Annotated in this window: 17 protein-coding genes, 1 tRNA gene and 1 pseudogene; 7 read left to right on the top strand and 12 right to left on the bottom strand. The window is 72.4% G+C overall.

The features are described 5' to 3' along the window. Nucleotides 1-109: 109 nt before the first annotated feature. From HGA03_RS05810 to HGA03_RS05800, 3 genes are read right to left on the bottom strand one after another with little or no spacing between them, the layout of a single operon-like run. A complete protein-coding gene (locus HGA03_RS05810) occupies nt 110-337 on the bottom strand; it encodes a helix-turn-helix domain-containing protein (RefSeq protein ID WP_168629280.1) in 228 nt (75 codons plus the stop codon). Further along, on the bottom strand, nt 334-1,083 hold the full coding sequence (locus HGA03_RS05805; protein WP_168629279.1) for a phage antirepressor: 750 nt from the start codon (nt 1,081-1,083) through the stop codon (nt 334-336). Before HGA03_RS05805 ends, HGA03_RS05810 begins: the two co-directional genes overlap by 4 nt. Next, the gene (locus HGA03_RS05800; protein ID WP_168629278.1) at nt 1,080-1,358 is read right to left on the bottom strand and encodes a helix-turn-helix transcriptional regulator; all 279 of its coding nucleotides are present in this window, start codon (nt 1,356-1,358) and stop codon (nt 1,080-1,082) included. Before HGA03_RS05800 ends, HGA03_RS05805 begins: the two co-directional genes overlap by 4 nt. Before the next feature lie 214 nt (nt 1,359-1,572). Between HGA03_RS05800 and HGA03_RS05795 the strand changes: the two genes are divergently transcribed. The 4 genes from HGA03_RS05795 to HGA03_RS05780 all read left to right on the top strand — a co-directional run bounded on the left by HGA03_RS05795 (nt 1,573) and on the right by HGA03_RS05780 (nt 3,704). Beyond that, the gene (locus HGA03_RS05795) at nt 1,573-2,178 is read left to right on the top strand and encodes a hypothetical protein (protein WP_168629277.1); all 606 of its coding nucleotides are present in this window, start codon (nt 1,573-1,575) and stop codon (nt 2,176-2,178) included. Further along, the gene (locus tag HGA03_RS05790) at nt 2,175-2,915 is read left to right on the top strand and encodes a DUF3800 domain-containing protein (RefSeq protein ID WP_168629276.1); all 741 of its coding nucleotides are present in this window, start codon (nt 2,175-2,177) and stop codon (nt 2,913-2,915) included. Before HGA03_RS05795 ends, HGA03_RS05790 begins: the two co-directional genes overlap by 4 nt. A 130-nt stretch (nt 2,916-3,045) precedes the next feature. Beyond that, nucleotides 3,046-3,486, top strand: a complete 441-nt coding sequence (locus HGA03_RS05785) for an ImmA/IrrE family metallo-endopeptidase (protein WP_168629275.1) — start codon at nt 3,046-3,048, stop codon at nt 3,484-3,486. Then, nucleotides 3,480-3,704 (top strand): DUF3263 domain-containing protein, encoded by a 225-nt coding sequence (locus HGA03_RS05780; protein ID WP_168629274.1) that lies wholly within the window; start codon nt 3,480-3,482, stop codon nt 3,702-3,704. The genes HGA03_RS05785 and HGA03_RS05780 overlap by 7 nt, the downstream gene beginning before the upstream one ends. Nucleotides 3,705-3,858: 154 nt before the next feature. On the opposite strand, the gene HGA03_RS05775 is transcribed toward HGA03_RS05780, so the two are convergent. After that, a tRNA-Leu gene (locus tag HGA03_RS05775) sits at nt 3,859-3,942 on the bottom strand. A gap of 172 nt (nt 3,943-4,114) precedes the next feature. On the opposite strand from HGA03_RS05775, the gene HGA03_RS05770 reads away from it, so the two are divergent. Then, on the top strand, nt 4,115-5,308 hold the full coding sequence (locus HGA03_RS05770) for an AI-2E family transporter (RefSeq protein WP_168629273.1): 1,194 nt from the start codon (nt 4,115-4,117) through the stop codon (nt 5,306-5,308). A gap of 3 nt (nt 5,309-5,311) precedes the next feature. On the opposite strand, the gene HGA03_RS05765 is transcribed toward HGA03_RS05770, so the two are convergent. Next, on the bottom strand, nt 5,312-5,836 hold the full coding sequence (locus HGA03_RS05765; RefSeq protein ID WP_168629272.1) for a class I SAM-dependent methyltransferase: 525 nt from the start codon (nt 5,834-5,836) through the stop codon (nt 5,312-5,314). Between the two features lie 86 nt (nt 5,837-5,922). Next, on the bottom strand, nt 5,923-6,426 hold the full coding sequence (locus HGA03_RS05760) for a MarR family winged helix-turn-helix transcriptional regulator (protein ID WP_168629271.1): 504 nt from the start codon (nt 6,424-6,426) through the stop codon (nt 5,923-5,925). Nucleotides 6,427-6,456: 30 nt separating this feature from the next. Here HGA03_RS05760 and HGA03_RS05755 point away from each other — a divergent pair. After that, nucleotides 6,457-7,275 (top strand): annotated as a pseudogene (locus tag HGA03_RS05755) (EamA family transporter); the annotation flags it as partial. Nucleotides 7,276-7,309: 34 nt separating this feature from the next. Here HGA03_RS05755 and HGA03_RS18765 read toward each other — a convergent pair. The 6 genes from HGA03_RS18765 to HGA03_RS05725 all read right to left on the bottom strand — a co-directional run bounded on the left by HGA03_RS18765 (nt 7,310) and on the right by HGA03_RS05725 (nt 15,542). After that, nucleotides 7,310-7,924 carry a flavodoxin family protein gene (locus HGA03_RS18765; RefSeq protein WP_168629270.1) on the bottom strand — a complete coding sequence of 205 codons (615 nt, stop codon included), beginning with the start codon at nt 7,922-7,924 and terminating at the stop codon, nt 7,310-7,312. A gap of 61 nt (nt 7,925-7,985) precedes the next feature. Then, nucleotides 7,986-10,421, bottom strand: coding sequence for a glycoside hydrolase family 3 protein (locus HGA03_RS05745; RefSeq protein ID WP_168629269.1), 2,436 nt, complete (start codon nt 10,419-10,421; stop codon nt 7,986-7,988). A 73-nt stretch (nt 10,422-10,494) separates the two neighbouring features. Further along, a complete protein-coding gene (locus tag HGA03_RS05740) occupies nt 10,495-11,820 on the bottom strand; it encodes a S8 family peptidase (RefSeq protein ID WP_247601899.1) in 1,326 nt (441 codons plus the stop codon). 298 nt (nt 11,821-12,118) lie between these two features. Further along, nucleotides 12,119-12,565 (bottom strand): universal stress protein, encoded by a 447-nt coding sequence (locus tag HGA03_RS05735; protein WP_168629268.1) that lies wholly within the window; start codon nt 12,563-12,565, stop codon nt 12,119-12,121. A gap of 60 nt (nt 12,566-12,625) precedes the next feature. After that, entirely contained in the window at nt 12,626-13,816 is a 1,191-nt protein-coding gene (locus HGA03_RS05730; protein ID WP_168629267.1) for a glycerate kinase, read from the bottom strand. A 4-nt stretch (nt 13,817-13,820) separates the two neighbouring features. Continuing rightward, on the bottom strand, nt 13,821-15,542 hold the full coding sequence (locus tag HGA03_RS05725) for a metallophosphoesterase family protein (RefSeq protein WP_168629266.1): 1,722 nt from the start codon (nt 15,540-15,542) through the stop codon (nt 13,821-13,823). A gap of 55 nt (nt 15,543-15,597) precedes the next feature. On the opposite strand from HGA03_RS05725, the gene HGA03_RS05720 reads away from it, so the two are divergent. Next, the gene (locus HGA03_RS05720; RefSeq protein WP_168629265.1) at nt 15,598-16,539 is read left to right on the top strand and encodes a cation diffusion facilitator family transporter; all 942 of its coding nucleotides are present in this window, start codon (nt 15,598-15,600) and stop codon (nt 16,537-16,539) included. Nucleotides 16,540-16,650: the final 111 nt, after the last annotated feature.

The following is a 16,650-nucleotide window of genomic DNA, read 5'->3' as shown; positions in this document are numbered from 1 at the left end:
TCGTACCCTTCGTCTTGAGTGATTCGGTGCGACCCCGCGGCTGCCAGGCTGAGCGGGGTCGCGCTGTGTGTGGGGTCGTCCCGTGGCGGGATCGGGGCGACCGGGGGTGTCAGCGGCGCTTCTTCGGCCGCGACGTCTGGAACGGGTTCGCGGCCTTCACGCGCTGCCGCTCGATGTACTGGTCCAGGTCAGCGGTCGTGAACCACACCGACCGGCCGTCCTTGATCTTCGAGATCTCCCCGTGCTGAGCCAGGCGACGAACCCGGTACTCCGACGTGCGCAGGTACGCCGCGGCGTCGGCGGGGGACAGGAGCGGGGACTCGGTAGCGGTGCTCATGCCGGCACCGCCGTCCGAGCCGTGTACCGGTTCACGAAGTACGTCTGCCCCTTGCCGGTGACCAGGGGCGTCTTGTTCACCGTGATCCGGCCGTCGGAGTGCGTCACCGCGGTCTCCCTCACCCGGAACAGCCCAAGCTGCATCGCCCGCTGGGTCGGGGAGTTGTAGTCCCGGCCCTCGGCGCGGATCAGGTACCCGTCACGCCGCAGCCACTCGAACAACCGGTTCCCGCCGACCTCGACGCCGTTCTGCGCGAGGATCTTCGCCAGGTCGCGGATCAGGATGTCCGTCGAAGACGAGGCGACCGAGTCGGCGAACAGCACCTTCGGGGCGTCGGCCTCGACCTTCGCGGCCAACGCGGCACGCGACTCGGCCTCAGCAGCGAGAGCACGGAGGGCGGACGGGTAGTCCTTCGGCATCCCGTAGCCGCCGGTCCGCCGGATCTCCGGGAGCAGCTCGTGGGTCACCCAGCGCTTGAAGCGGCGGGCGCCCTCGACCTGACTACCGAGGATCGCGGCGTAGAGGCCCGCCTCGGTGATGACCGTGACGGACTGTTCACCGCCAGGGGTCGGCACTGAGCGCCGACCCTTCTCGTCCTCGTCCAGACGTCGGGTCATGTCCTTCGCCTCGCGGTAGCCGAGGATCTTCGCCACGTCGGTGGCAACGAACCAGGTCTCGCCGGACTCGTCGGTGATGACGCGGACCGGTTGACCGTGGAACGCGTGCTGGATCAGGTCGATGCTCATGCTGCTGGGACCTCCACTCGGTGGCGCTTGGACCCGGCAGCGTTTGTCACTCGGTGCACACGAGAGCCGTCGTGGCGCTCGAAGAGTTCCTCCACATCGCGGTCGATCCACTTGCAGATCGTGGTGGCGAGGTCTTCCGAGCAGCCCTTCATGGTCCCTGTCTCCAGGGCCGAGATCGTGGCCTGCGTGCACCGACTGAGCGCAGCGAGGTCGTACTGGGTGAAGCCCGCGCGCCGTCGTGCTGATGCGATGCGCTGGCCGTCGATGACCTTCATCCACACCTCCCTCAGGTATCTGACCTTGGGTCGTCGTGCACTCATCTTCTTCCCTCTCGCTCGCTCTGACAAGTGAAGCGTGGCGCGCGCACCAGACGCTTGTCAAGAGGTCCCCACAAACGCACAGGTCACGCCCTAGAATCGCGTGGTCACTTGTCCGAAAACTCGCGCGCGCCGCTGGCAACAGTGAGACCAGTCCGGGAAGAGTCGAGCCATGACGAACAGCAACCCGCAGACGTTGCGGGAGGTCGCCCAGCTGGCCTCCGACCGCAACGGCGGCGCACGAGGGCGCGAGCTCGGCCGGATCGCCGAGAAGCAGGGCCTCACGCTGTCGTACACCACGGTCGACAGGATCCTCACGGGTAAGTACCTCAGCAGGCCTGGGCACAAGACACTTGAGGCGCTGGCCGCCTTGTCCGGTGTCCCGCTGGAGGACGTCTACAGAGCTGCAGGTGTTCCGGTGCCGCTGGCACCGCTGGCTGAGCAGCTCCCGGACGGTGCGGACACTCTGTCGCCGGAGCAGCGGATGGTCGTCCTCGGCGCCATCCGCCAGTTCGCGGAGCTCAATCGAGCTCTCGCAGAGGCGCGACAGAAGGCAGGTGAGGGCGATGCTGAGCAGCCCGCCCCCAAGACTTCGGAGCCTTCGGGCTCCGCACCGGACAACGTGAGGCGTCTGCCGGCGCGACCGCCAGCCCCGGCCGCGGAGAACGAGGAGCTGCTGCAGGCTGGGCGCACTTCGAAGGGCAACCCGCCGGCGAACGCGCCAGACGAATCGACGGGCGAGGAGTCGCAGGATGATGGGGGCAGCGAGCCACGGTGAGTGCGGACGATCGCTGGATAGCACTTATCGACGAGTCTGCCGACACGGAGATCTACCGCATCGGAGCGCTGGTGATGCCCGCGGGTCAGCGGCGGCTGCTCGCAGCGGACCTCGACGCGGTGATGGACCGAGCCGAGCGCGAGTTCGGGATCCCTGCGTCCACGGAGTTGCATGGAGTGGAGATCTTCCAAGCGAAGGGTCCGTGGCGGTCGCTTCGGCCATGGGAGCGAATCCAGGTGTACACGTGGGCGCTCCATGCCATCGCGTTCCGCGCCAACGCAATCATCTTCGAGGCTGTGCACCGAGCAGAGTTCGCGCGTATCTACGCGGGCCGCGGCTTCAACGAGCATGAGGCGGCACTGACCTACACGCTGGAGCGCATCCATGAGCGGGCCAAGGCGAATGACCAGGCTTGCTACGTGTTCGCCGATGACTGCAGGTTTGCCGCATCTGTTGTGCGCTCACTTGAGGAGTTTCGGCAGAGTGGGACCTGGGGCTACAAGTCCACCCAGCTCGACCGGATCCTGTCCATCGAGTTCGTGGACTCAGCGAAGTACCGCCAGATACAGGCGATCGACCTCGTGACCTACCTGAAGCAGCGTATCGACTCTGGGCGCGACGCCGATCGGCCCAAGGTCGACCGAGCCAACAGGCGGCTGTGGTCGATCATCGACCAGGCGGTGACGCGCGACCGGGTTTGGCTGGACACGAGGCTTGGGCGATCGAGCCGCTGGTAACGCACGACGACCCTCGTCATTGGAGGACGAGGGTCGAAGGCTGGACGCTCGGGGTCTGGCCCCTATCGCGTGTACCTACAGTAGCGCAGGGGTACCACAGTGGACACCGGTACACGCAGAATCTTCACCCATGTCGGTGGGAGCTCGTAGCTTCGGCTTCATGTTCCATCCGTGGCGTCGGCTTCGCGGGAAGCCAGAGATCAACGTGACGTGGCCCGTCATGCCGGACCGGCTCGGTTCGACGAACGGGACCACCGTCATCCGCATGCACCCGCACCAGTCGCAGGTGCAGCGCCGCTGCACGCTGGCCCACGAGCTCGCGCACATCGAGCTGGGTCACATCAACGGCTGCTCTCCGGCTGAGGATCGCGTCGCAGAGCAGTACGCCGCGCGCTGGCTGATCGAGATGGACGACCTACTCGATGCCCTCAGGTGGGCCGAGGACATGCGTGAGGTCGCTGACTGCCTCTGGGTGGACGAGCCGACGCTGATGGCCCGCCTGGACGGGCTCACCGCCGCGGAGAAGAACGCGATCGTCAACCTGCACAAGGAGTTGGACCGGCCATGTTGAGCGCCCAGGATCGGGCCGCCCTCGATCTGGAGGCGCGGTTCTGGCACTTCGCCGGCACGAAGGAGATGGCGATCCGGCGCGAGCTGGGGGAGTCGCCGATCCGGCACTACCAGCGTGTCGTACGTCTCCTAGGTGACCCGGAGGCGATCGCCTACGCGCCCATGACGTGCGCCCGCCTGCGGGCCGTTCTGGAACGCCGTCAACGCCGCGTTGCGTAGCCCTCGCGGAGCGTGCCGAGCGCGTTCGCGGGCGCTCACGGTGCGTTCGGTGTTGACGGGGAGTGTTGACGCGGCGAGCGCGGAGCGAAAACACAACGGCCCGTGCCCCGCGTTGCCGCAGGTCACGGGCCGTGATGCTCGCTGTCTCAACGAGTGTCCGGAGGGGGACTTGAACCCCCACGCCCTATACGGGCACTAGCACCTCAAGCTAGCGCGTCTGCCATTCCGCCACCCGGACAGGGTGCGTCCCACGGCACGGACCGGATGCGGCAGCATGCGATCCCGGTGTCGCGGGAACGGTGAGTAAAGATAGCACGGCGCGCTGCGCGGGCATGCATCGCGGCCCGGGTCCAGACTGGTCGGAGGCCGGATCGTCCCTGGTCCGGCGGGTGAGGGAGGTGGCGCGCGCGATGGCCGAGCAGAGCACGGGCGGCGGGAGCGGGGTGCGGCGGGTGGCCGGTCAACGGCCTCGGCCGACCGCGGCGAACGAGGAGCACGTGCCGGGCTGGCTGCGTAGCGCCGCGGGGGTGACCTGGCGGCTGCTGGTGCTGCTGGTGGGGGTCGGGGTGGTGTTCTTCGCCACCTCGCAGGTGAAGCTGCTGTTCGTCGCGGTGTTCATCGCGCTGGTGCTGACCGCGGTGCTGCGGCCCCTGGTGGACCTGTACGCGAAGGTGATGCCGCGCGGGCTGGCGACGGCGCTGGGGCTGCTGTCCGGATTCCTGGTGTTCTCCGGGCTGGTGTTCTACGTGGCGTACTCGGTGGCGAATCAGTGGAATGCGCTGTCGAAGCAGTTCGGGGCGGGCATCGACCAGATCGTTGACTTCCTGGAGGACGGCCCGCTGCCGGTGACGATCACCAACGACCAGATCGGCGAGTGGATCGACAACGGCCGGCAGTGGGTGCAGGACCATGCCGGGGACATCGCGGGTCAGGCGGCCTCGCAGGCGGGGTCGGTGGTCGAGGTGTTCACCGCGCTGGCGCTGGCGCTGTTCTGCGCGATCTTCTTCCTGGCCCGGGGCGCCGACATGTGGACCTGGTTCCTCAACCAGCTGCCGGCCCGGGTGCGGTCGACCTGGCACACCGCGGGCGGGGCGGGCTGGTACACGTTCTCCGGGTACACCCGCGGGACGGTGATCATCGCGGTGACCGACGGCATCCTGGCGGCGATCCTGCTGAGCATCGTCGGGGTGCCACTGGCGGCGCCGCTGGCGGTGCTGGTGCTGATCGGTGCGTTCATCCCGCTGATCGGCGCACCCTCGGCGATGGTGGTCGCGATGATCGTGGCGCTGGCGGCGAACGGGCCGATCCAGGCCGCGATCGTGGGCGTCGGGATCGCGCTGATCGGGCAGTTCGAGGGGCATGTGCTGCAGCCGCTGGTGATGGGCAAGCAGGTGTCGCTGCACCCGGTGGTGGTGGCGCTGGCGGTGGCCGGCGGGACGCTGACCGCCGGGATCCTGGGCGCGGTGATCGCGGTGCCGCTGGTGTCGGTGGTCTGGGCGGTCTACTCGCGGCTGCACACGCCGGATCCGCCGATGGAACCCGGCGAACTCGAGTCCCCGGCGCCGGAGCAGGAGGAAGAGACGGAGGCCGCCGCGGAGGCCTGAGGCTCAGCCGCGGCGGGCGAGGGTCATCCGGGCCGCACCGGGCACCGCGACCTCCTCGACCGCGTCCGCGCCGAACACCGCGCTGAGCTCCTCGCTCACGTCGGGGGCAGCCTCATGCTGCAGCACCGCGAGCAGACCGCCGGGCCGCAGGGCGCCGCGGGTGGCGCGCAGGAACCGGTCGCGCTCCAGCCGGTGCAAGGCCTGGCCGACGGTGATCAGGTCCAGCTCGGCGTACAGCCGTTCCAGGACCGGCTCGACCGGTTCGACCCGCCAGTGCACGTCGGGGAACCGGCGCCGGCCGACCTCGGTCAGGCCGGGGGAGGTGTCGATGGCGACGTAGTCGTGCCGGGCGCCGAGGGCGGGGATCAGCGAGTCGAGGACGGTCCCGGTCCCGGCGGCGGCGGCCAGCACCCGCAGCGTCCGGTCGGTGGGCAGGTCGGCGGCGAGCCGGTCGGTCAGGGTGACCGGGTACCGCGGACGGGCGGCAGCGTCGTCCACGGCCCGGTCGTCGAAGAGCTGCGAGGACACAGGGGCTCCTTCACCGGGTCGGGCGGCTGACCAGGCACAGCGTAGGTCGGTCTGGGTGCCCGTGCGGCCGCGGCGAGTGGCCCCACTCAGTCGTCGGCGGGCTGCTCGAACCCGGCCAGCCAGACCGCCAGCAGCTCCTCGAGCGCGGCCCGCTGCTGCGGGTCGAGGGCGGCGATCAGCCGGTGCTCGTTGCGGATGTGCGCGGTGAAGGCCTCGTCGAACAGCGCGCGGCCCTCGTCGGTGAGCCGGACCACCCGGCCGCGGCCGTCCTGGTCGCTGAGCCGGCGCTCGACCAGCCCGGCTTGCTCCAGGCGGTCCAGGCGCTTGGTCATCGCCCCGGTGGTGACCATGGTGTGCCGGGCCAGCGCGCCGGGGGCGAGCTCGTAGGGCGGGCCCTGGCGGCGGAGCGAGGCGAGCACGTCGAACTCGCCCTCGCCCAGTCCGTAGCGGCGGTACAGCGCGACGAGTTCCTCCCGGAGCAGGTCGGCCAGCCGGTGCAGTCGGCCGACCAGGCCCTGCGGGGAGACGTCCAGGTCGGGGCGCTCGTGCTGCCACTGCTGCTGGATCCGGGCCACGCGGTCGGTGCTCACCCCGTCATACTAGCTTCCGAGGAAGCTAGTATGACTTCCATGGAAGCTAAATCGGGATGGCTGGCGATCACGGCGGTGGCGCCGATCGCCTGGGGCGCGAACTACGTGGTGACCCGGCAGTTGCTACCGGCCGACGCGCTGCTGTGGGGGTCCGCGCTGCGGGCGCTGCCGGCCGGACTGGTGCTGCTGCCGTTGGCCCGGGCGCTGCCGAGGGGGCAGCAGTGGTGGCGCAGCGCGGTGCTCGCCGTGCTGAACGTGTCCGGGTTCTTCGCGCTGGTCTACGCCTCGGCGCAGTTGTTGCCGAGCAGCATCGCGTCCTCGGTGATGGCCCTCAGCCCGCTGGTGCTGATCCTGCTGGCCTGGCCGCTGAACAGCGAGCGGCCCACCGTCCGGGCGGTCACCGGTGGGGCAGTCGGGGCGGCGGCGCTGGTGGTGGTGCTCGGCGGCACCGGCGGGGCGATCGACCCGGTCGGGGTGCTGGCGGCGCTGGCCGCGCTGGTGTCGTCCTCGGTCGGGGCGCTGCTGGGCAAGCGGTGGTCGGCGGGCACCCCGGTGCTGGCGTCCACCGCCTGGCAGCTGACCCTGGGCGGGCTGATGCTGACCGCCGCCGCGGCGATCGGTGGACCGCCGCCCGCGCTGGACCTGCGCGCGGGACTCGGCTTCGCCTTCACCAGCCTGGTGGCGACGGCGCTGGCCTACCTGTGCTGGTTCGGTGGACTGAAGCACCTGCGGGCGGCCCAGGTCGGTGCACTCGGGATGCTGAACCCGGTGACCGGGGTGCTGCTCGGGACCGCGGTGGTGGGGGAGTCGCTGACCGGGGTGCAGCTGGCCGGGATCGTGGTGGTGCTGGCCGCGGTCGGCTGGTCCACCGTGCGACCCCGGCTCACTCCGCCGGGTAGCCCTGCGTGCGCAGCAGCCGGGCGAGGTGGGCGGTGTTCCGCGCCAGGGTTTCGGTGGTGGACGCCACCGACACGGGGGTCTCGGGCAGGTCGCGGTAGTCGACCGACCCCATCGCCTCACCCACCCAGTAGGTGACCGCCTGCGGCGCGATGCTGTAGCCGACGTCGTTCAGGGCCTGGAACAGCTCGGAGCTGACGTGGTGCGCACCGTCCTCGTTCCCGACCACGGCCACCGCGGCGACCTTGTCGAACAGGATCGGCCGGCCGTCGGCCTGGGTCTCGGACAGTTCGGCGTCCAGCCGCTCCAGCACCCGCTTGGTCACCGAGGAGGTCTGGCCGAGCCAGATTGGGGTGGCGATCACCAGGATGTCGGCGGCGAGCACCCGGGCCCGGATCGCCGGCCACTGGTCGCCGTCGCCCATGTCGGTCTCGACGCCCGGGCGGATGTCGTGGTCGGCCAGGCGCACCGTGCTGCCGGTCACGCCGTGCCGGCCGAGCGCGGAGAGCACCTGATTGGCCAGGTGCTCGCTGCTGGACGGGGTGGGCGACGGCTTGAGCGAGCCGATCAGGACAAGGGCGGTGAGGTCGTCGGATGCCATCACCGCAGTCTGCGGCGGGACGGCCCGGTCGGCGACCGGAACCGTCCCGCCACCGGGTCGGTCAGCGCAGCCCGTCCCGGAACGGCCGGCTGCCCAACACGAAGCGCAACACGTTCGCCGCCGTGCGCTGCACCTCCCCGAGGGTGAGGCCGTCCTCCCGGTCCAGGGCGGCGAGCAGGCTGCCGTCGCCGTGATCGGTGCCGAAGTCCCGTCCACCCGGCATCAGCACGTCGACCTGGGCCCGCACCCGGTAGGCGTCGTTGGTCAGGGCGGGGAAGTCCGGGTCGGTGGCCGGCTGCATCCACCAGTCGGTCATCACCAGTCCGGTGTAGCCCCACTCCTCGCGCAGGATCGTGGTGACCAGGTCGTGGTGGTAGTGCGCCCACACGCCGTTGATCTTGTTGTAGCTGGTCATGATCGTCTGCGGGCGGCCCTCGGCGACGCACAGCTGGAACCCGCGCAGGTAGATCTCGCGCATCGCCCGCTCCGAGACCCGGGAGTCGTTCCGGTTGCGGTTCTCCTCCTGGTTGTTCGCCGCGAAGTGCTTGGGGCAGGCGGCGACACCATTCGACTGGATGCCGCGCACCACCGCCGCGGCGATCCGGCCGGTGACCAGCGGGTCCTCGGACAGGTACTCGAAGTTGCGGCCGCACAGCGGGTCGCGGTGGATGTTCATCCCCGGGCTGAGCAGGATGTCCGAGCCCTTGGCGACCATCTCGGCGCCGTGCGCGGTGGCCAGCGACTCGACCAGCTCCGGGTCCCAGGTCGCGGCCAGTGCCGTGCCGCAGGGCAACAGGCTGGCGTAGGCGGACAGCCGGATCCCGGAGGGGCCGTCGGTGGTGGTCACCGGGCTGATGCCCCGGGCCCGCAGCGCCTCGACCGTCCCGCCCAGCACCCCGGCGTTCCCCGGTGCGCCGAGCGGGCTGTCCATCACGTAGTCGCCGCGGGTCAGGCCTTCCAGTTCCTCCGGCGACAGGTCGGCGACCAGCTCGGCCAGCGTCGCGCGACCGGCCGCGACGTCGGGCAGGGTGATCCCGCTCCGGCCGGCGAGCAGCGCCTCGGGCAGGTCCGCCAGGATCCGGACCCGGCGGTCGACGGTGCTGGTCGGCACCTCCTCCCGGTCCACCCGGAACCCGCCCTGGCCGTCCGGCACCGGCCGCATCCGCACGAACGGGTGCGCCGGGTCGGGGGCGACCGCCTGGGTCAGGCGACGGACCAGCCGGGTCTCCGGCACGGCGAACGTCACGGTCGGGACCTGGTGGCCCGCGTCCCGGACGTCGGCGCCCACGTGCAGGTGGTAGTCGCCGGCCTCCAGCACCCAGGAGTGCCGGTGGCCGGTGGCGCCGGAGTCGTCGTAGCTCGCCAGCTCGGTCAGGTCGACGGCCAGCCGGACCGTGGCCGACTCGCCCGGGGCCAGCTCGGCGGTCTTGCCGAACGCGGCCAGCGCCAGCACCGGCTGGCCGAGCGCGCCCTGCGGCTTGGCGGCGTACACCTGGACGGTCTGCCGCCCGGAGCGCTGCCCGGTGTTGGTCACCCGGACCCGCACGGTGGCCCGGTCGCCGTCCACCGTCGACCCGGCGTCGGCCAGCTCGAAGGTGGTGTAGCCCAGTCCGAAGCCGAACGGGAACTGCACCCGCTCCGGCGCGAAGGTCTGGAAGAACCGGTAACCGACGTACACGTCCTCGGCGTAAACGTTCACATCCGGGTGGCCGAAGTTGCCCGCGGTCGGGTAGTCCGGGTAGCTCAGCGCCACCGAGTCGGTCAGCCGGCCGCTGGGGGAGACCGCGCCGGTGAGCACGTCGGCCACCGCCCGCCCGGACTCCATGCCGCCCTGCCAGGCCAGCAGCACCGCGTCGATCCGGTGGCCGAAGTCCTCCTCCAGCCAGGACAGGTCCATCGTGCTGCCGATGTCCAGCACCAGCACCACCCGGTCGAAGGCGGCGGTGACCTGCTCCAGCATCACCCGCTCGTCATCGGTGAGCAGGAAGCTGCCCTGCTCCAGGGTGTTGTCCCGGGACTCGCCGGCGGCGCGGCCGATCACCACCACGGCCAGGTCGGTGCGCCCGGCGGCGTCCGAGACCAGCGCGGCGTCCAGCGGCATCTCGTCGAAGGAGCGCGGCCAGGTGCCCCACTCGCCCGGGTCGGGCCGGTGCGCGGCGGACCAGTCGGTGTAGACGGCGGCCAGCTCCTCGTCGACCGCGACCCCGGCGTCCCGCAGCCCGTCCAGCAGGTTCCAGGAGTACGGGGCGTTGACGTCCCCGCCGGAGCCATAGCCCACCGTGAAGTAGTCGATCTGCACCCGGCCGAACACGGCGACCCGGGCGTCCGGCGCCAGCGGGAGGGCCCCGCCGTTGCGCAGCAGCACCGCCCCGTCGGCGGCCGCGCGCCGGGCGAGCCGGGCCAGGTCGGGGTCCACGTGCCGGTCGTCGTCCAGCACGGTGGTGGAGCCCTGGGCCAGGGAGTCGGGGGTCAGGCCGGTGGTGCCCGGGTGGGTCATGGAAGCGCTCTCCTCGCTGAGTCGGTTCGGCGACGGTACCGAGGTGAGGCGGGAAATGTCGTATCGGTCTCGCTCAGGCGATCCGCAACAGCCGGTTCTTCGAGGTCGCCCCGGCCGACTTGACCAGGTTCTGGCCGGTGCGGGGCAACAGCGTCGACCACACCTGCGCCGGGGTCGACTTCGGGGACTTCTGCAGCACCAGGGCCGCGGCGCCGGCCACGTGCGGGGCGGCCATCGACGTGCCGGTCATCGACGCGGTGGCGGTGGTGCTGCGGTGCGAGGCGGAGACGATCGCCTCGCCGGGGGCGAACAGATCCAGGCAGCGGCCCCAGTTCGACACCGACGACCGGGTGTCGGTCCGGGTGGTCGCCCCGACGGTGACGGCGTTGACCGCGCGAGCCGGGGACATGGTGCAGGCGTCCTTGTTCCCGTTCCCGGCGGCGACCACGACGGTGACCCCGTCCGCGACCAGACGTTGCACGGCGGCATCAATCGCGTCGCTGGCGGCACCACCCAGGCTGATGTTCGCCACCGCGGGCTGGCCGGGCTTGTGGTCGGCCACCACCCAGTCGATCCCGGCGATCAGCTGCGAGGACGTGCCCGAACCGGTGCAGTTCAGCACCCGGACCGGCACCAGGGTGACCTGCTTGGCGACGCCGTAGGTGGTGCCGCCGAGGGTCCCGGCGACGTGGGTGCCGTGGCCCAGGCAGTCGGTGGTGCCCTTGCCGTCCTGCACGGCGGTGAACCCGGACCGCACCCGCCCGGTGAACTCGCGGTGGCCGGCGAGGATGCCGGAGTCGATCACGTAGGCGGTCACGCCCTTGCCGGTCTGGGCGTAGGTGTACGTCCCGGACAGCGGGAGCTTCTGCTGGTCGATCCGGTCCAGGCCCCAGGACGGCGGGCGCTGGGTGGCCATCGCGGCGACCGGCCGGTCCGGCTCGATCGCGAGCACCCGCGGGTCGGCGTCCAGCTCGGCGATCGCCTGGTCGGTGAGTTCGGCGGCGAAGCCCGCGACGGCGGGGAAGACGTCCTCCACCGTGGAGTTGTCCCCGGCAGTGGCGGCCGCGGCGGTGGCGGCGGCGTTGGTGCCCGGGGCGAGGGTGACGATCATCGGCGCGGTGTCGTCGGCGGGGGAGGCGCTGGGGGTGACGGTGGGCGCGGGGGTGGCGCTCGGGGTGGCGGTGGGGGTGTCGGTGGGCGCGGTGGGCCTGGGTGCGGTGGTCGGCTCGGCAGTGGGCCCGGGCGTGGTGGTCGGCGCGGCAGTGGCCCCGGGGGTCGGCGCCTCCCCGGCCCACGCACCCGGGACCGCGAGCCCACCCAGCAGCGCGGCAGTCAGCACCACCCCCAGGCTGCGGAAGGGCTCGCGCCGGGTGGTGGGTCGGCGGTGGGTCGACGGCATGACGGCGTTCCTCGCAGGCAGGGTCGGGACGGCGCCGGGAACCACGGAGCCCCCAGCGCCCTTCCTGTTCGGACACCGACGGCCGCGCAGCAGCCGTGATGTGAACGCTCACCCGGGTGAAGGCGCCGACCAGGGCGAACCGCACGGACGGCGGTCACCCGCAGGAGTGACTCGGGCTTCGCCTCATCCTCGAGAGTGCACGAATGCACGCTTCCGGGGCCGGGAGGCGTGCATTCGCGCACTCTCGGCGAGACGGGGACGGGCGGCGGGGCGGATTGGCACAGTTCGGGTGAGCCAGTCAGGGCACGACGGTGACCGGCCAGTGCGCGCGGCGGACCAGCCGCACCGCCAGCGACCCGGCGATCCGGTGCCCGATCGACTGCGAGGAGCCGACGACCACGCAGTCCGCCCGCACCTCCCGCGCCACGTCGGAGAGCACCTGGTACGGGTCGCCGGTCCGGATGACCAGCTCCACGTCGACCTCGCCCGCGTCGGTGGCGTGCGCCCGGCGCAGCAGGGTCTCGATCTCGTCCTGGGCAGCCAGCACGGCGGTCCGGGCGGCACCGCTGGCGTCCATCACCGAGGCCATCCCGCCGGTGGTGCTCCGGGCGAAGACCGCGACCATCCGGCTGCCCTGGCGGCGGGCCTGGCCCAGCGCGTAGGCGGCGGCCCGGAACGACGGCTCGGTGCCGTCGACGCCGACCACGATCGACGACGGCCCGTCGGTGCCCAGCTCGTAGCCCATGGTGCTCCCGGTTCCGGGTCCGCCCGGTGGGGCGGACGGTTCTGCGGTGACGGAACGAGGTTATCCGCGTTCCGGGGCGCCGCCGCCGGGCCGGGGGTCCCGCACCAGCTCGCGCAGCACCGCCGCGGTCGCCCGCTCCAGGAGTTCCGGTCCGCGGCGCAGCGCCTCGGCCAGCGGGAGACCCGCGGCGATCTCCCGGACCGCCCGTGCCCCGAGTCCGCTCAGGTCGGCGGCGGGGTCGACGCTGCCGCCGAGCACCACCACCGGCACCCCCGCGGCGGCCGCGACGGCGCACACCCCGGCGGGCACCTTGCCGTCCAGGGTCTGGCCGTCCACCCGGCCCTCGCCGGTCAGCACCAGGTCCGCCCCGGCGACCGCCTCGGCCAGGCCGACCGCCTCGGCCACCACCTGCACACCGGGCCGCATCCGGGCACCGAGCGCCAGCAGGGCCGCCCCCAGACCTCCGGCGGCACCGGCACCCGGGCGGTCGGCGACCGGTCCGGCGTGCGATGCGGAACCCGGCCCAGCCCCGTACGGCGGGACCCCGGCCCCGACCAGCTCCGCCCGGTCCAGCGCCACCGCCATCCGCTCCAGCGCCGCCTCCAGCACCGCCACCTGCGCCCCCGTCGCCCCCTTCTGCGGCGCGAACACCGCCGCCGCCCCCCGCGGCCCGAGCAGCGGATTCCGCACGTCGCAGGCCAGTTCGATCCGCACGCCGCGCAGCCGGGGGTCGAGCCCGGTGGCGTCCAGCGTGGCCAACCGCACCGGCGCCCCCGGCGGCAGCTCGTCCCCGCGGTCGTCCAGCAGCCGGGCGCCCAGCTCGCGCAACAGCCCGGCCCCGCCATCGCTGGTCAGCGTGCCGCCCAGGCCGATCACGATCCGGTCCGCGCCCAGATCCAGGGCGGCGCGGACCAGGGTGCCCACCCCACCGGAGTCGGCGCGCAGGATGTCGCGTGCCCCGGGCGGCACCAGGTGCATGCCCACCGCCTGCGCGGACTCGACCACCGCGAGCCGCCGGGCCGGCTGCCAGCCGAGCAGGGCTCGCACCGGGTCGCCCAGCGGTCCGGCGACCGGCACCGGGACCGGGGTGCCGCCCAGCGCCAGGACGGTGCCCTCGCCGCCGTCGGCCATCGGCACCGGCACGCACCGGGCGTCCGGCAGCACGGCGCGCACACCGGCGGCCATCGCCTCCGCGGCGCGGGTGGCGCTCATCGACTCCTTGAACGAGTCCGGCGCGAGCACCACCCGCACGGCGTCACTCCGCCGCGCTCGGGGAGGCCGACGGTGCCGGGGCGTCGTCGTCCTCGTCGTCCTCGGGCAGGTCCTCGATCTGCGGCCAGGCGGTCCGGTCGTGCACGGTGGCCGAGGCGTCGGTGCCGATCTCGATCAGCTGCCAGTCCAGGATGCTGCGGGTCTGCGGGTCGAAGCGCAGCAGGGTCATCTCGGCGGTGCCGCGCAGCGGGCCGATCCGGGGCTCGTTCTCCTGCGCACCGGCGGTGGAGGAACTGATGTACCGGATGCCCTGCTCGACCTGCTCCGGGTCGGTCCGGGTGTGCATGTGCCCGGACAGCAGGGCCGGGACACACCCGTCGGCGAGCATCGTGGTGACCGCGCGCGGGTTGTGGAACAGCACCAGGTCGACGCCGTCCGGGTCCTCGCAGGCCACCTCGCTCAGCCGGCGGCCGACCGCGGAGTAGGACTCGTCCTGCTGCTGCTCGATGATCAGCCGGGTGGCCTTCGGGTCGCGGTCGCCCAGGATCCGGATCCCGCGGACGTCGATCACGCCGCCGTCCAGCACGGTCGCCCCGGCCCGGGCGTACTGCGCGGTGGTGTCGGAGGAGTCGTGGTTGCCGGGGGCGGTGATCAGGTCGACGCCGGAGGGGATCGCCCGGGCGAAGGTGGTGACGCAGTACTGCTCCACCGAGGTGCCGTTCATCGTGGTGTCGCCGGCGTCCAGCACGATCTGTGCCCCGGACAGCTCCACCATCGAGGTGATCAGCGGGGCCATCCCGACGTTGCAGTGCAGGTCGGAGATCAGCAGCAGGGTGATCGGCTCGGCGTCCTCGCTGGTGGAGGGCGAGGGCTCCCCGCTCGCCGTCACCGTGGGGGTCGCCCCGGCGGTGGCCTCGACCTGCTCGCCGTCGTCCAGGGCGGTCGGCTCGTCGGAGGGGTCGGCCTCGGCCTCGGCGGTCGCGGACCACTCCTGCCAGGCGGCGACCAGGGCGTCGTCGGCCTCGGCGTAGAAGTCCTCGTTCTCCCGGTAGGCGTCCACCAGCAGGCCGCCGTAGGTGTTGATGATGCCGCCGAGCCGGCCGGTGACCCGGGCGCCCTCCAGCGGGGTGTCGTCGAAGACCGTCGACACCGGGGTCGCCTGCGCCTGCGCCCGCCGCTCGCGCACGGTGGAGACGGTCAGGGCCAGCGCGAACACCAGCACGGTGGCGGTCACCGACAGCACGGTGCCGTAGTTCCGCCGCACCCCGGAGGCCAGTTCGGTCCGGCGCGGACGACCCAGCAGCGACCGGGCCGCCAGCACCACCGCGCCGATCACCAGCAGGGCCAGGGCCGCCCGGCGCAGGGCGTCGACCACCAGGGCCCGGGCGGCGTCCTCGATCGTCGCCTGTGGGCCGGTGAAGAACTGCAGGTAGGACGCGGCGTCGTCACTCAGCTGCTGCAGGGTGTCGATGTCGTCCAGCGCGTCGACGTTCTCCGGGATCTCCTGCACCGTCACCCGGGCACCGAGTCCGAGCGGCAGCGGCGAGTCGAGTTCCAGCGCCCCCAGCGGGCCCAGATCCAGGGTGATCTCGGCATCGGTGGTCACGTCGTACTGCGCCTCGTGCGGGCCGAAGCTGAGCCGGGCGGAGGCGGTGGTCACGCCGAACACCAGCGCGATCAGGACGGCGACCAGCACCCCGGCGGTCCACCCGATCCGGGCGGCCACCCGGCTGTGACCAGGGGCGGGAGCAGAGTTCTCGGACATCGGTCCGACTCTAGACGGCGGGCGCGCAGGTCGTCCTGGTGGTAGGCCAGGACCCATGACCGACCGCACATCCCACCAGGAGAGCGCCCTGACCGTCGTGCTCGCGCTGGCGGCGAACGCCCTGGTCGCCCTGGCCAAGACGGTCGCTGCGGTGCTGACCGGGGCCGCCTCGATGCTGGCCGAGGCCGCGCACTCCTGGGCGGACACCGGCAACGAGGTCTTCCTGCTGGTCGCCCAGCGGCGCGGCTCGCGGCCGGCGGACCGCAGCCACCCGGCGGGCTACGGCCGGGAGATCTACATCTGGTCGCTGTTCGCCGCGATCGGCCTGTTCGCGGTCGGCGCCGGGGTGTCGATCACCCACGGCATCCAGGAGCTGGTGCACCCGGCGCCGGCGGAGAACTTCGCCGTCGCGTACCTGGTGCTGGGGATCGCCTTCGTGCTGGAGGGGATCTCCTTCCTGCAGGCCTGGCGGCAGGCCCGGTCGGCGGCGGCGCGGCGGGACCGGGACCTGTGGGAGCACATCCTGTCCACCTCCGACCCGACCGTGCGGGCCGTGTTCTTCGAGGACGCGGCGGCACTGATCGGCATCCTGATCGCGGCGGCCGGGATCGGGGCGCACCAGCTCACCGGGTCCTCGGCGCCGGATGCGATCGGCTCGATCCTGGTCGGGGTGCTGCTGGCCGTGGTGGCGCTGGTCCTGATCGACCGCAACCGCCGGTTCCTGGTCGGGGAGGCCGCCGACCCGGAGCTGCAACGCGCCGCGGTCCGCGCACTGCTCGCCCTGCCGGGGGTGGCCCGGGTGACCCAGATCCGGTTGGAGTACGTCGGCGCCGGGCGGCTGTTCCTCACCGGGGCGGTGGACCTGACCGGCAACCCGGCCGAGGACCAGGCCTCGCACGCACTGGCCGAACTGGAGCGGGAGATCGCCCGGGTGCCCGGGATGATCGGCGCGGTGCTGTCGCTGTCCGAGCCCGAGGAACCGGCACTCACGGGCTGACCGGAATAAACCCTGGACCCCCGGTGCTGTACCCCGCGAGACTTGGTCTCACCCGGTCCGCGTGGCGGTGGCAGCATCCCGCCGCGGAGGGACCGGCCCGGACGTGGAGCA

It is taken from the genome of Cellulomonas denverensis, from assembly GCF_012396125.1.
In the GTDB taxonomy this organism is placed as follows: Bacteria; Actinomycetota; Actinomycetes; order Actinomycetales; family Cellulomonadaceae; genus Cellulomonas; species Cellulomonas denverensis.
This window is presented reverse-complemented; position numbering and strand designations above follow the sequence as displayed.